The organism is Actinokineospora bangkokensis (assembly GCF_001940455.1).
Taxonomy (GTDB): Bacteria; Actinomycetota; Actinomycetes; order Mycobacteriales; family Pseudonocardiaceae; genus Actinokineospora; species Actinokineospora bangkokensis.
The window spans coordinates 1-14,168 of sequence record NZ_MKQR01000012.1; the positions used below are offsets into that span (position 1 = coordinate 1).

General features: G+C 75.0%; 12 protein-coding genes. 7 read left to right on the forward strand and 5 right to left on the reverse strand.

All coding sequences use genetic code 11. The annotated features are described in order from the left end of the window. Positions 1-95: 95 nt before the first annotated feature. Complete coding sequence (locus BJP25_RS12740) at positions 96-683, reverse strand: TMEM165/GDT1 family protein (RefSeq protein ID WP_075975110.1); 588 nt, start codon at positions 681-683, stop codon at positions 96-98. 316 nt (positions 684-999) lie between these two features. Between BJP25_RS12740 and BJP25_RS12745 the strand changes: the two genes are divergently transcribed. From BJP25_RS12745 to BJP25_RS12765, 5 genes are all read left to right on the forward strand, one after another. After that, positions 1,000-2,472 (forward strand): cytochrome ubiquinol oxidase subunit I, encoded by a 1,473-nt coding sequence (locus BJP25_RS12745; protein ID WP_075975111.1) that lies wholly within the window; start codon positions 1,000-1,002, stop codon positions 2,470-2,472. A gap of 9 nt (positions 2,473-2,481) precedes the next feature. Continuing rightward, positions 2,482-3,489, forward strand: coding sequence for a cytochrome d ubiquinol oxidase subunit II (cydB, locus tag BJP25_RS12750; RefSeq protein ID WP_075975112.1), 1,008 nt, complete (start codon positions 2,482-2,484; stop codon positions 3,487-3,489). Then, entirely contained in the window at positions 3,486-6,743 is a 3,258-nt protein-coding gene (gene cydD / locus BJP25_RS12755; RefSeq protein WP_408607145.1) for a thiol reductant ABC exporter subunit CydD, read from the forward strand. Before cydB ends, cydD begins: the two co-directional genes overlap by 4 nt. Positions 6,744-6,759: 16 nt before the next feature. Next, positions 6,760-7,890 carry a GAF domain-containing sensor histidine kinase gene (locus tag BJP25_RS12760; protein ID WP_075975133.1) on the forward strand — a complete coding sequence of 377 codons (1,131 nt, stop codon included), beginning with the start codon at positions 6,760-6,762 and terminating at the stop codon, positions 7,888-7,890. Between the two features lie 228 nt (positions 7,891-8,118). Next, positions 8,119-8,571, forward strand: a complete 453-nt coding sequence (locus BJP25_RS12765; RefSeq protein ID WP_233158052.1) for a TlpA disulfide reductase family protein — start codon at positions 8,119-8,121, stop codon at positions 8,569-8,571. A gap of 49 nt (positions 8,572-8,620) precedes the next feature. Here the strand turns inward: BJP25_RS12765 and BJP25_RS12770 are convergent, their stop codons facing one another. The 3 genes from BJP25_RS12770 to BJP25_RS12780 all read right to left on the reverse strand — a co-directional run bounded on the left by BJP25_RS12770 (position 8,621) and on the right by BJP25_RS12780 (position 11,051). Then, positions 8,621-9,241: a response regulator gene (locus BJP25_RS12770; protein ID WP_075975134.1), complete on the reverse strand. Its 621-nt coding sequence runs from the start codon at positions 9,239-9,241 to the stop codon at positions 8,621-8,623. A 56-nt stretch (positions 9,242-9,297) separates the two neighbouring features. Continuing rightward, complete coding sequence (gene coaA / locus BJP25_RS12775) at positions 9,298-10,224, reverse strand: type I pantothenate kinase (protein ID WP_075975114.1); 927 nt, start codon at positions 10,222-10,224, stop codon at positions 9,298-9,300. A gap of 224 nt (positions 10,225-10,448) precedes the next feature. Next, positions 10,449-11,051, reverse strand: a complete 603-nt coding sequence (locus BJP25_RS12780; protein WP_084793954.1) for a macro domain-containing protein — start codon at positions 11,049-11,051, stop codon at positions 10,449-10,451. 111 nt (positions 11,052-11,162) lie between these two features. On the opposite strand from BJP25_RS12780, the gene pheA reads away from it, so the two are divergent. Both pheA and BJP25_RS12790 read left to right on the forward strand, forming a co-directional pair. Then, complete coding sequence (gene pheA, locus BJP25_RS12785) at positions 11,163-12,077, forward strand: prephenate dehydratase (protein ID WP_075975115.1); 915 nt, start codon at positions 11,163-11,165, stop codon at positions 12,075-12,077. Between the two features lie 2 nt (positions 12,078-12,079). Then, complete coding sequence (locus BJP25_RS12790; RefSeq protein ID WP_075975136.1) at positions 12,080-12,697, forward strand: histidine phosphatase family protein; 618 nt, start codon at positions 12,080-12,082, stop codon at positions 12,695-12,697. Between the two features lie 155 nt (positions 12,698-12,852). Here BJP25_RS12790 and BJP25_RS12795 read toward each other — a convergent pair whose 3' ends face one another. Further along, positions 12,853-14,142, reverse strand: coding sequence for an MFS transporter (locus BJP25_RS12795; protein ID WP_075975116.1), 1,290 nt, complete (start codon positions 14,140-14,142; stop codon positions 12,853-12,855). Positions 14,143-14,168 lie beyond the last annotated feature (26 nt).

A 14,168-nucleotide genomic window follows, 5' to 3' on the forward strand; every position in this document is an offset into this window, starting at 1 on the left:
CTCGCAAAGCAATCCGCGTTCTTTGACGCAGCTGCGCAGCAGCTGCCCCCAGCAGCTCCCCCCCCGCGAAGCCGAAGGCGAGCCCACCCCCACCCTCACACCAGCTCCACCACGGCCTCCACCAGCAGCCACGCGCCGAACAGGAAGAACAGCGCCGCCGCCCCGTACCGGATCACCCGCTCCGGCAGGTTGCGCCCCAGCGCCCGCCCCACCACGATCGCCAGCGCGTCGGCGGCGACCATGCCCAGCGTCGAGCCGACCCACACCCCGAACCACCCGTAGTCGGTGGCCAGGGTGATCGTGGCGAGCATCGTCTTGTCGCCCAGCTCGGCGAGGAAGAACGCGGTGCCGACCGCGATCACCACCGACTTGGTGACCTGGGCCGCCTTGTCCTTCTCGGCGTCGGTGAGGGTGTCGCCGCGCAGGGTCCAGACGCCGAAGGCGAGGAACGCCAGGGCGGCGGCGAGGTTGATCCACCCGGTCGGCAGGGCCGCGCCGAGGCCCGCGCCGATGCCCACCGAGGCCAGGTGCACCAGGGCGGTCGCGCCGGTGATGCCGACCAGGACCGGCCAGACCTTGTAGCGGGTGGCGAAGGTGAGCGCCATGAGCTGGGACTTGTCGCCCAGTTCGGCGACGAAGATCACCCAGAAGGAGATGAGAGTGCTGACGACCACGGCGTCCATCGGTGCTGCTGACCCCTGACCCTGTTCAGGCCGGACCTCGGACGCGCGCGACCTCGACCCGGCACGCGTGCATGCCTGGATCGAAGGTCTCGCCCGCCCCGGGTCCCGGGGCCGCCCGACCGGGTCCGGCGAACCGGACCAGTGTGTCGATCGGGGCGTTGGGGGCTACTCCCCTTCGCATTCGCCCCCGAGCATAGTTGACGGCGCCACGACGTCCAAGGTGGGACCGCTCACGGGACCGGGCGGGACCTACGTCCCGGCCGGGCGGGACCCGGGCACCTGCCCCGGCCGCGGGCGGCGGCGGACGCTGTCAGGTGTGGACGTACTCGACCTGGCGCGGTGGCAGTTCGGCATCACCACCGTCTACCACTTCCTGATGGTGCCGCTGACCATCGGCCTGGCGGTGCTGGTCGCGGGGATGCAGACCGCGTGGGTGCGCACCGGGGACGTGAAGTACCTGCGGATGACGAAGTTCTGGGGCAAGCTCATGCTGGTCAACTTCGCCATGGGCGTGGTGACCGGCATCGTGCAGGAGTTCCAGTTCGGGATGTCCTGGAGCGCCTACTCCCGGTTCGTCGGGGACGTGTTCGGCGCGCCGCTGGCGATGGAGGGCCTGGTCGCCTTCTTCGTCGAGTCCACCTTCCTCGGCCTGTGGATCTTCGGCTGGGACCGGCTGCCCAAGCGGGTGCACCTGGCCTGCGCGTGGGCGTTCAGCCTGGCGACGATCGCCTCGGCGTACTTCATCCTGGCGGCGAACTCGTGGATGCAGCACCCGGTGGGCGTGGAGCTGGTCGACGGCCGCCCCCGGCTCACCTCGATCTGGGCCGTGCTGGGCAACAACACCGCGCTGGCCGCCGTCCCGCACACCGTCGCGGGCTGCTTCGCCGTCGCCGCGGCGGTCCTGGTGGGCATCGGCGCCTGGCACCTGGCCAAGCGGCGCGCCGACGGTGACGAGCCGGTGTGGCGGGCGTCGGTGAAGCTCGGCGGCTGGGTGGGCGTGGTGGCGTTCAGCGCGCTGGCCATCACCGGTGACGTGCAGGGCAAGCTGATGTTCGAGCAGCAGCCGATGAAGATGGCCGCCGCGGAGGCGCTGTGCCACACCGAGGCGCCCGCCAGCTTCTCGGTCTTCGCCATCGGCGACGTGTCCCGGCAGGACTGCGAGTCGGTCAAGTCCATCACCGTGCCCGCGCTGCTGTCCTTCCTGGCGCACAGCGACTTCAGCACCGAGGTGCGCGGCGTCGAGCAGCTGGTGCAGGAGTACCAGGCCAAGTACGGCGCGAACTACCCGGTCGACCCGGCGCTGGGGGAGCTGTCGGGGCAGCCGATCGACTACGTGCCGAACCTGCCGGTCACCTACTGGGGCTTCCGGTTCATGATCGGGTTCGGGGCGCTGTCGGCGCTCGCCTCGGTGGCCGTGCTGTGGTTCACCCGCAAGGGCAGGCTGCCGAGCACCAAGTGGTTCCCCCGCTTGGCGCTCGCCGGGATCGCCACGCCGTTCCTGGCCAACACCGCGGGCTGGGTGTTCACCGAGATGGGCCGCCAGCCCTTCGTCGTGGCGCCCAACCCCACCGGCGTCGACGGGGTGTGGCTGTTCACCGCGCGCGGGGTGTCCGGGCTGACCGCGGGGGAGGTGCTGACCTCGCTCATCGCGCTCACCACCGTCTACGCGGTGCTCGCGGTCGTGGAGTTCTCCCTCCTGCGCCGCTACGCCAGGGCCGGGGTCGCGGGCGTCATGCCACCGGACCGGCCCGACAAGTCCGATGACGACAAGCTCGCGTTCGCGTACTGAGGGGCAGGCATGGAGCTCTCGATCGTCTGGTTCTGCGTCATCGCCCTGCTGTGGCTGGGCTACCTGTTCCTGGAGGGGTTCGACTTCGGCGTCGGCATGTTGATGCCGTTCCTGGCCAAGGACAACACCGAGCGGCGCGTCATGGTCAACACCATCGGGCCGGTGTGGGACGGCAACGAGGTCTGGGTGATCGTGGCCATCGGCGCCACCTTCGCCGCGTTCCCCGGCTGGTACGCCTCCCTGCTCTCGGCCGCCTACCTGCCCGTGCTGTGCGTGCTGCTCGGGCTCATCGGCCGCGGGGTGGCCTTCGAGTACCGCGGCAAGGTCGACTCCGACCGGTGGCGCGCGGCCTGGGACAAGGTCATCTTCACCGGCTCGCTGGTGCCCGCGCTGGGCATCGGCCTGCTCATCGCCACCACCGTCTTCGGCCTCCCGCTCGACGCCGAGGGCAACCGGGTGGGCCCGGTGCTCGCCGCCGTGCGCCCGGAGACGCTGCTGGGCGCCGCCGCGGTCGTCGGCTTCGCCCTGGTGCACGGCGCCGTGTTCACCTCGCTCAAGACCGACGGCGACATCCGCCACCGGGCCCGCGAGCTGGCCCTGCGCCTCGGCCCGCTCGCGCTGGTGCCGCTGGGCGCGCTGGTGGTGCTGGCCCAGCTGCGCTCCGGCTCGGGCTGGACGTGGCTGGCCGCCGGGGTCGCGGGCGCCGCCGCGCTGGTCTCCTTCGCCCGCCTGCTCCGGGGGCGCGAGGGGCAGGCGTTCGCCGCCCTGGGCGTGGTGATCGCCGCGTCGGTGGTGGCGCTGTTCGGCTCGCTCTACCCGAACGTGCTGCCCTCCACGCTCGACCCGGCGTGGTCGCTGACCGTCGAGGGCGCCGCGTCCTCGCCCTACGCGCTGGGGGTGATGAGCTGGGTGGCGCTGTTCGGCACCCCCGCCGTGCTCATCTACCAGGCGTGGACGTACTGGGTGTTCCGCAAGCGCGTGAGCACCGCCCACATCCCCCCGGTGCACGTGCCGTGAGCGCGCACCGGGCAGAGCACCCCGGCGACGGCCTTCCCGCCAGTCGGCACGCCGGGGGAAGCGGGCGGTCGGGGGCGACCCCGGCCGCCCGCCGGGGGCCCCTCGGGGCCCTGCCGCGGCTGTCGCCGTCGGCACGACGGGCGCTCCAGGGGTGCGGCGCCCTGTCCGTGCTGGCGGCGGTGGCCGTGGTCGCCCAGGCCTGGGCGCTGGCCGCGGGCGTGGCGGGCGTCGTCGGCGGCCGCGGGCTCGCGGGCTGGTGCCTGCCGGTGCTGGCGGGCGCCGTCGTCGCCAGGTCCGCGCTGGCCTGGGCCTCGGCGGTGGTCGCGGCCCGCGCCGCCGCGGGCGCCAAGGCCGAGCTGCGCGCCCTGCTGGTCGACCGGGCGCTGGCCCTGGGCCCGGAGTGGGTCGCCGCCCGCGGCGCGGGGGAGCTGACCGCGCTGGCCACCCGCGGCCTCGACGCCCTCGACGACTACTTCGCCGTGTACCTGCCCGCGCTGGTCACCGCCGTGGCCGCCCCGCTGGGCGTCGGCGCGGTCCTGCTGGCCGTGGACTGGCCCTCGGCGCTGGTGGTGGCGCTGACGGTGCCGCTGATCCCGCTGTTCGCCGTCGTCATCGGCCGCTACACCGAGGACCGGGTGGGCCCGGCCGCCGCGGCCGTCGAACGGCTCTCCGGGTACGTCCTGGAGCTGGTGCGCGCGCTGCCGGTGCTCGCCGCCTTCCGCCGCGCCCGCGCCCAGGGCGAGGTCGTGCGGGCGGTGTCGGAGGCCCACCGCACCCGCACCCTCGGCGTCCTGCGGGTGGCCTTCGCCTCCGCGTTCGCCCTGGAGCTGATCGCCACCCTGTCCGTCGCCCTCGTCGCCGTCGTCATCGGCCTGCGCCTGGTCGCGGGCGACCTGCCGCTGGCGGTCGGCCTGTTCGTCCTGGTGGTGGTGCCCGAGTGCTACCTGCCCCTGCGCGCGGCCGGGGCCGCCCACCACGCCAGCGAGGACGGCCTCGAAGCCGTCCGCCGCGTCGCCGCGATCCCCGCCGCCCCGGCGGGCGGCGACCGGGTGGTGCGCTCGTTCACCGAGCTGCGCGTCACCGACCTGCGGGTGCGCCGCCGCGGCGGGTTCGCCCCGGACGGCGCCTGCCTGGTGGTGCGCCCCGGCGAGGTCGTCCGCCTCGACTCGCCCAGCGGCAGCGGCAAGTCGACCCTGCTGGCGGTGCTGCTGGGGTTCGCCCGCCCGGAGAGCGGGTCGGTGGCGGTGGACGGGGTGCCCTTGTCGACAGTGGACATGTCGACTTGGCGCGATGTCGTCGGGTGGGTGCCGCAGCGGCCGGTCTTCGCCGAGGACAGGGTGGCGGTGCCGCGCCGGTGGGCCGCCGAGGTCGGCGTCGCCCACCTGGTCGGCCGCCGCGTCGCCGAGCTGTCCACGGGGGAGCGCCAGCGGGTCGCCGTCGCGCGCGCCCTCGCCCGGCCCGGCCTGCGCCTGCTGCTGCTCGACGAACCCACCGCGCACCTCGACGCCGCCGCGGCCGCCCAGGTCATGACCGCCGTCGAGCGCGCCGCCGCCCGGGGCGCCGCGGTCGTCCTGGCCACCCACGGCGTCCGCGCCGAGGCGGGCCCGGCCGACACCGCGGTCACCGCCGTCGCGCACACCCCGCGGGACCGCCCCCGCGCGCGCCTGCGCACCCTGGTGACCGGCCGCCTCGTCTGGGGTGCCCTGCTCGGCGCCGCCGCCCTGACCTGCGGCGTCGCCCTCACCGCCCTCTCCGGCTGGCTCATCGCCCGCGCGTCGCAGCAACCCCCGATCCTCACCCTGTCCCTCGCCGTCGTCGGCGTCCGCTTCTTCGGCCTCGCCCGCGCCTGCCTGCGCTACCTCGAACGCCTCGCCACCCACGACGCCGCCTTCCGCACCGCCACCACCCTGCGCACCCGCCTCTGGGCCGACCTCGTCCGCCGCGGCCCGGCCCACGCCCTCGCCCTCCGCCGCGGCCAAGCCCTCCAGGACCTCGTCACCGACGTCGACACCACCCGCGACCTCACCCCCCGCGTCCTCACCCCACCCCTCGTCGCCCTGCTCGTCGCCGCGGCGGCCATCACCGTCCAGACCCTCGTCCTCCCCGGAGCGGGCGCCGCCCTCGCCGCGGCGGTCCTCGTCGCGGGGTTCGCCGCGCCCTGGCTCACCGTCCACACAGAACGCAACGCCACGACGACCCTCGCCGCCACCCGCCAGTCCCTCGCCACCACCACCCTCACCCTCTTCGAGGCGGCCCCGGACCTCCTGGCCCGCAACGAAACCCCCGCCTACCGGGCACAACTGTCCGCATTGGACGAGAAGCTCACCCGCACCGCCCGCCGCCAGGCCCTCTCCGCAGGCCTCGGCACCGCCCTCATCACCCTCGCCCTGGGGCTGGCCACCACCGCCGCGATCGCCCTCGCCGCAGCACAACCCGCCCTCAACCCCGTCCTGGTCCCCATCCTCGCCCTCATCCCCCTGGCCTTGGCCGAAGCCCTCACCCCCCTCACCACCGCCGCCACCCACCTCCCCGCCCTCCGAGCCGCCCTCCCCGCCCCTGTGGATGCCCACCCCCACAACCAGACCACATCGACCACAATGGAAAACGGGGGTACCCCGGGGGCTGTGGACAACGGTTTGACGGATCGCGGGGACTGTGGCAGCGGGGTGCTGCTGGAGGACGTCACCGCGCGCTGGCCGGGGGCGCAGGAGGCGGCGCTGCGGGACGTGGACCTGCGGGTCGCGCCGGGGGAGCGGGTCACCGTGGTCGGGCCGTCGGGCGCGGGCAAGTCGACGCTGGGGGCGGTGCTGCTCGGGTTCCTCGAACCGGAGCGCGGCCGGGCGCGGCTGGTGCGGACGGCGTGGAGCCCGCAGGAGCCGATGCTCGTGTCCACCAGCGTGCGGGAAAACCTCAAGCTCGCCGACCCGCACCTGCCCGACGCGGCGCTACGCCGCGCGCTCGACGACCTCGGCCTCGCGCACCTCCCCCTCGACGCCACCGCCACCACCCTCTCCGGCGGCGAGGCGCAGCGGGTCGGGCTGGCGCGCGCGCTGCTGGCCGACGCCGACCTGCTGCTGGCCGACGAGCCGACCGCGCACCTCGACGCGACCAGCGCCGCGCGGGTCGAGCGGGCCCTGGACCGCTACCCGGGGTCGGTCGTGCACATCTCCCACCAGCGGCGGGCCGGGCGGGTGGTGCGCGTCCTGGGCCGCACCGCGCGGCTGGACCCGGCCCCACCGGTGCGGACGGCCTAGGCTGATGATGCAGCTCATGGACCCGACACTGGCCGCGCGGACGCTCACCGCGTCCACCGAGATCGCCACCGCGGCGCTCGCGGGCGACGACCCCGCCGCGGTGCTGGCGCGCGTCGTGCGGGCCGCCGCCGACCTGGCCGAGGCCGACCTGGGCCTGGTCATGGCGGCCAACCCCGACGGCTCGCTCACCGTGGAGGCCGCCGCGGGGGGCGTCGACCCCGACCCGGTGGGCCTGGTGCTGTCCCCGCGCTCCTCGGCCGCCCGGGTCGCCCGCGGCGGGGTGCCGATCGTGGCCGACGACGTCACCACCGACCCGCGCACCGCCCCGTACGTGCCGCGCGAGCTGAACGCCTACGGCCCGTTCGCCGCCGCGCCCTTCGGCACCCGGGAGAGCAGGCTCGGCGCGCTGACGGTCTACCGCAGGCGCCGGGCCGAGCCGTTCCAGCAGGGCACCGTCGACGTGCTCACCGCCTTCGCCGCCCAGGCCGGGGTCATGCTCGTGCTGGCCGAGGGCGCCACCGCGCGCAACCGTGTCGACCTCTACGTCGAGCGCGAGCGCATCGCCCGCGACCTGCACGACGTGATCGTCCAGCGCCTCTACGCCGCGGGCATGCAGCTCGACCTGCTCGCCCGCAGGCCCACCCGCAAGCTGCCGCGCACCGACGCCACCCGCCTCTCCGACGCCATCGACCAGCTCGACACCGCCATCGCCGACGTCCGCGCCGTCGTCCGCACCCTGCGCAACCCCGACCCCGAGGAACCCGCCGCCGACCTCGCCGAGTCCGCCCGCGCCGAGGTCGCCACCGCCCGCGAGCTGCTCGGCTTCACCCCCTCCTTCGACATCTCCGGCGACGTCCGCGACATCCCCGCCCCCGTCGCTGACAACACCAGGGCCGCCCTCCGCGAAGCCCTTTCCAACGTCGTCCGCCACGCGGGCGCCCTCCGCGTCGCCGTCCACCTCCGCCGCGACGCGACCCACCTCCGCCTCACCATCGCCGACGACGGCTGCGGCATCCCCCAGGGCGTCACCACCCGCGGCCTCAAGAACCTCCGCGAACGAGCCGAGACCGCGGGCGGCCGCTGCGACATCCGCTCCTCCCCCCGCTCCGGCACCACCGTCACCTGGGAAGTCCCCCTCCCCACCTGACCTCCCCCCGGGCAGCCACCCTCGGGGAAGGACGCGAACCTGGTCGACCAGGGCTGGTGCGCCACCTGAGAGCATGATCGACTGATGACCAGGCCTCGATGCAGTGGCCGTCAACCCTGGGGGTGTTGAATGCGCGCATCGGCGTGGATGGCTTCTCTCGCTCTCTTGGCATCCGGGTGCGCGTCCCCGGACGCCGCTCCCGGGAGTCCGGGGAACCCCAGCGGCTCGGTGATCGCGGCCGCCGACCGGGTGGCGGTCGAGGGGATCAGCGGCGACGACCTGCTCTCGCCCGGGAACACCCTCGCCCTCTCGGACTTCGCGGGCAAGGTCGTCGTGCTCAACATCTGGGGCGCGTGGTGCGGCCCCTGCCGGGCGGAGGCGTCGGAGTTGATGTCGGCGCAGGCTGCGACAGCCAGCCTGCCCGTCGCATTCCTCGGCATCGATATCCGGGACAACGACCGCGGGTTCGCCGAGGACTTCGCCCGCGATCGCGGCGTCACCTACGGATCGATCTACGACCCCCCGGGCCGGAACCTGCTGCAGCTCAAGAAGTACCGCGGTGTGGCGGTGCCGACGACCCTCGTGCTCGACCGGCAGCACCGGGTTGCGGCCTTCTTCGTAGGCGGAGTCCTGGAAACCGACGTCGTCCCGGTCGTCCGGCAGGTCACCGCGGAAGCGTGACGACGGTCAGCTCGGACACCCCGCCCGCGGTCAACCCGGAGTTCCCCGGTCAGGGTTTGCGGCGGGCCACCCACGCGACCGCCTGCGTGCGGCGTTGCATGCCGAGCTTGGACAGGACCGAGGTGACGTAGTTCTTCACGGTCTTCTCCGCCAGGAAGAGGCGTTCGGCGATCTCGCGGTTGGACAGGCCCTCGCCGATGAGGTCGAGGACGGCGCGCTCGCGGTCGGTGAGGGCGTCGAGGTCGTCGGTGGCGGAGCGGCGCATGCGGTCGAGGACGCGGGCGGTGGTCACGGGGTCGAGCAGGGAGCGGCCCGCGGCGACCTCGCGGACGGCGTGCACGAGGTCGTGGCCGCGGACCTGCTTGAGCAGGTAGCCCGCCGCGCCCGCCATGATCGCGTCGACGAGGGCCTTCTCGTCGTCGAAGGCGGTGAGGACGAGGCAGTGCGGGGCCGGGTCGAGCGCCGCCAGGGAGCGGCACAGGGCCACGCCGTCGCCGTCGGGGAGGCGGACGTCGACCACGGCGACGTCCGGGTGGGCGGCGCCCGCGCGGGCCACGGCCTCGGCGACCCCGCCCGCCTCGGCCACCACCTCGATGTCGGGTTCGCCGTCGAGCAGGTCGCGCAGGCCGCGGCGGACGACCTCGTGGTCGTCGACCAGCAGCACCCGGATCACCCCCCGACTCTACCCAGCGCGGCCCCGGCGGCGCCGCGCTCGCCGGGGTCCGGTCAGAGCTTGCGGAGGCGGACCCGGCTGATGCGGTGGTCGGGGCCCTTGCGCAGGACGAGGGTGGCCCGGGGGCGGGTGGGCAGGATGTTGTTGATCAGGTTGGGCTCGTTGGTCTGCTGCCAGAGGCCGACGGCGGTCAGCCGGGCCTCGTCGTCGGTGAGGGCGGCGTAGTGGTGGAAGTGCGAGGCGGGGTCGGCGAAGGCGGTGGAGCGCAGGGCCAGGAAGCGGTCGACGTACCAGCGCTCGATGTCCTCGGGGTGGGCGTCGACGTAGATGGAGAAGTCGAACAGGTCCGACACGGCGAGCCTGCCGCCGGGCTGCAGGACGTTGAGGCCCTCGACGACGAGGATGTCCGGGCGGCGGACGACCTGCTCCTCGCCGGGGAGGATGTCGTAGGCCAGGTGCGAGTAGACCGGGGCGCGGACCTCCGCGGCACCCGCCTTGACCTCGGAGACGAAGCGGAGCAGGGCGCGGCGGTCGTAGCTCTCCGGGAAGCCCTTGCGGCTCATCAGGTCCCGGCGCAGCAGCTCGGCCTTGGGGAACAGGAACCCGTCGGTGGTGACCAGGTCGACGTGCGGGTGGTCGGGCCAGCGGGCCAGCAGGGTGCGCAGCAGGCGGGCGGTGGTCGACTTGCCGACCGCGACGCTGCCCGCGATGCCGATGACGAACGGCACCTTGCGCAGCTCCTCGCCCAGGAACTGCGAGGTCGACTCGTGCAGCCGCTGGCGGGCGGCGACCTGCAGCGAGATCAGCCGGGACAGCGGCAGGTAGACGTCGGCCACCTCGTCGAGGTCGACCGGGTCCCCGAGCCCGCGCAGGGCGAGCAGCTCGTCGAGGGTCAGCGGCAGCGGGGTCGCCTCGCGCAGCTCCCGCCACTGCTCGCGGCGCAGCTCGACGTACGGGCTCAGCTCGCGCACCTTGGTCATGGCCGAACTCCTCGCCGAGTTGGGGCGGTGCGTGCCCGCGGGGGCCGGACCCCACCTCGGGCGTGTACGCCGCCAACGTAAGTGTTCACCGGGCGTTTCCGCTGTGACCGATGGCACCGAACGGGGGACGTTTGCTGTGGCGAACGAGACGTGGCGCCGCGCCCGCGGCCGTGCGGGTCGACCCGGCGTACCGCCGTGGTGCCAGGTCAGGGGCGGGACCGGCGCTACCGGCCGCCGAAGACCTCGTCCCAGGCCGCCGCGAGCTGGCGCGCGCAGACCTCGACCGGGACGTTGCCGACCCCCGTGCCCAGCCCCGGCACGGCGATGGTGCCGACGGCCTCGCGCACCGGCGTCCCGTCCTCCAGCACCCCGTCGCGCCACAGCCGGAACACCGCCCGGGCGGCCAGGAACGGGTGCACGGTGTCGGGCGGGAGCAGCACCCCGGGCTCGCGCATCGTGGGGGCGGTGATCAGCCACGCCGGGCGGGCCGCGCCGGTCGCCACCACCAGCGCCTCGCCGACCGGCAGCTCACCGCCGTGCAGGGCCAGCACCGCGCTGCGCACGGACTGCTCGACCGCCGGGAAGGCCGCGGAGTAGACGGCGTCGATGCCGCCGCGCATCCAGCCGAAGGAGTTCGCGGGCGAGACCACCGCGTCCGCGTCGACCTCCAGCAGCGACCCGCGGTGCACCCGGATGCCCGGCCTGCCCGCCGCCGCGCCGTCCCACGCCTCGGCCAGGTCGGTGTGCACCGCGCACAGGACCAGCCGGGGCAGGCCCGCCAGCCGCCCGCGCGGCGACGCCGTCCCGGTCTCCGGATCCGCGGTCACGCCCCCAGCATGGCACCCCGCGCGGCCCGCGCGGAACCGCCGTTCGGTAACCAGGAGCGCAACCGGTGGTTGCGCGTGGTGATCGCCGGGCCGCAAGTAGTGTGTCCCCCCGTGCCGACCATCGCCTACTTCGGACCCCGCGGGACCTTCACCGAGCAGGCGGCCCGGGGGTTCGACGACGCCGCCGAGCTCGTGGCGTACCCGACGATCCCGCTGGCCGTCGCGGCGCTGCGCGCGGGGGAGGCCGACTTCGCCTGCGTGCCGGTGGAGAACTCGGTCGAGGGGTCGGTGTCGGCGACCATGGACGCCCTGGCCGCGGGGGAGCCGGTGGTGGCCGTCGCCGAGCACGTGCTGCCCATCCGGTTCTCCGTGCTGGTCCGCCCCGGCACCGCCGCGGCGGACGTGCGCACCGTCGCCAGCCACCCGCACGCGCTCGCGCAGGTGCAGCGGTGGCTGGCCGAGCACCTGCCGGGCGCCCAGCAGGTGACCGCCGGCTCCACGGCCGCCGCCGCGGTCGGGGTGGCCGAGGGCGCCCACGACGCCGCCGTCACCGCCCCCGTCGCCGCCCGCCACTACCCGCTGGCGGAGCTGGCCACCGGGGTGGCCGACGAGGGCGACGCGCTCACCCGGTTCCTGCTGCTGGCCAAGCCGGGCGCGCTGCCCGCGCCGACCGGGGCCGACCGGACCTCGGTGTTCGCCGTGGTCGCGCACCGGCCGGGCGAGCTGGCCGCCCTGCTCACCGAGTTCGCCCTGCGCGGGGTGAACCTGTCCCGGATCGAGTCGCGCCCGCTGCGCGACCGGTTCGGGGAGTACCGCTTCTACCTCGACCTCGACGGGCACGTCGCCGAGGCCAGGGTGGGCGACGCGCTGGCCGCGCTGCACCGGCGCAGCCAGCTCGTGCGGTTCCTCGGCTCCTACCCGCGCGCCGACCGGGTGGGCACCGCCGCCCCGCAGGCGGGCACCGACACCGACTTCGCCGAGTCCGCGCGGTGGCTCGCGGGCCTGCGCCAGGGGGAGCACGCGTGAGCCTGCGGTTGATGATGGTCCGGCACGGGGAGACCCCGTCCAACGTCAAGCACGTCCTGGACTCGCGCCCGCCGGGGCCGGGGCTCACCGAGCTGGGCAGGCGGCAGGCCGCCGCGCTGGCCGAGCGGCTGGCCGACGAGCCGGTGGTGGCCGTCTACGCCTCGGTCGCCGTGCGCGCGCAGGAGACCGCCGAGCCGGTCGCGCGGTCGCACGGGCTGGCCGTCGAGGTGGTCGAGGACCTGCACGAGGTGCAGTGCGGCGACCTGGAGGGCCGCACCGACGCCGCCGCGCACCAGGCGTTCAGCGACGTCTACCTGCGCTGGGCGGACGGCCAGTTGGACCTGCGGATGCCCGGCGGGGAGACCGGCGAGGACATCCGCACCCGGTACGTGGCCGCCGTGCGCGGCATCCTCGACCGGCACGCGGGCCTCGACGACGGCCTGGTCGTGCTGGTCAGCCACGGCGGGGTGGTGCGGCTGGCGGCGGAGTGGCTGTCGGACAACGTCAGCGCGAGCGTCGCGGGCACGCAGCTGCTCGCCAACACCGGGCACATCCTGCTGGAGGCCCGCGACACCGACAAGGGCTGGCACTGCCTGGAGTGGACCGGCATCGAGTTCTGAGAGCACCGCCGACCCACCCAGCCCACGATCGCGGCGCACACGACGGTGCCGGGCCGAGAACGGTGCCAGGTCAGGAACGATGCCGGACGCGGGCGGTGCCAGGCCGGGAACGATGCCGGGCGGGGCCGAGGGGGCGGGTGGCGGGAGGAATCGACTCAGCTCTTGCCGAGGGTGTCCAGCTCGGCGGGGTCCAGCTCCGGCTCGTCGGGCTCGTCGGGCTCGTCGGCACCGAGGCTGTCGACGTCGGCGCCGTGGCCGCTGACGACCACCCACACCACCGCCGCCAGCGCCAGCTGCAACGCGCCGGACACCACGAACACCCCCGGTGTGCCGATCCCCTTGGCGAGCAGGCCGCCGAGCAGGGCGCCCAGCGGGATGCCGCCCCACACCGCCGTCCGCCACACGCCCAGGACCCGGCCGAACAGGTGCTCGGGCACCAGCGCGTGCCGCAGCGTGCCCAGGATGACGTTGACCACCACCACCGCGGCGGCGAACAGGCCGAACAGCAGGCTGGCCGACACCGGGTCGCGCACCAGGCCCATGCCCAGGAACCCCGCCCCGCAGGCGGCCACCGCGCCGACCAGCACCGCCCGCCGGGGCAGCGCCGCGGACAGCCGGGGCGCCGCGGCGGCGCCGAGCAGCCCGCCCACCCCGCCGACGAGGGCGAACAGGCCGAACGCCGCCTCGCTGAGCCCCAGGTCCTGGAGCGCGTAGAGCACCAGCAGCGCCTGCGCCAGCTCGGAGAACAGCGCCAGCGCCAGCGCGATGAACACCAGGCGCAGCATCAGCGGGCGGGCGCGCACCCAGCGCAGGCCCTCCCCGAGCTGCGCGCGCAGCCGGGCGGGCGGGCCCGCCGCCGCGGCCGGGCGGAAGCTGCCGCGCAGGGCCACCAGGCACACCGCCGCGACCACGAACCCGACCGTGTTGAGCAGGAACGGCAGGGCCGCGAACAGGGCGAAGGTGATGCTGCCCAGGGGCCCGCCGAGGAACGTCTGCCCGACGATCTCCACCGATTGCAGCTTGCCGTTGGCCGACTCCAGGCCGTCCTTGTCGACCACGGCGGGCACCAGCGCCTGCGCCGCGCTGTCCGCGACGGTCTCCACGACCCCCAGGACCAGGGCGACGGCGTAGAGCAGCCAGATGCTCGCGGAGCCCGCCAGCACCAGCACGGACAGCCCGCCGATGACGACCGCGCGGGTGGCGTTGGCGACCAGCATCGCCTTGCGCCGGTCCACCCGGTCGATCAGCGCGCCGCTGAGCAGCGCGAACAGCAGCCAGGGCAGGAAGGAGGTGGCGGACAGGCCCGCGATCAGCACCGGGTCCCGGGTGACGCTGGCGCCCAGCAGCGGGAAGGCGACCTTGCCGATGCCGTCGCCGAGGTTGGACGCCGCGCTGGACAGCAGCAGGCCCCGCAGGCCCCCGCGTCGCTCGCCCCTCGCCGCCATGTCCCGACGCTACTGGCCCGTCGCCA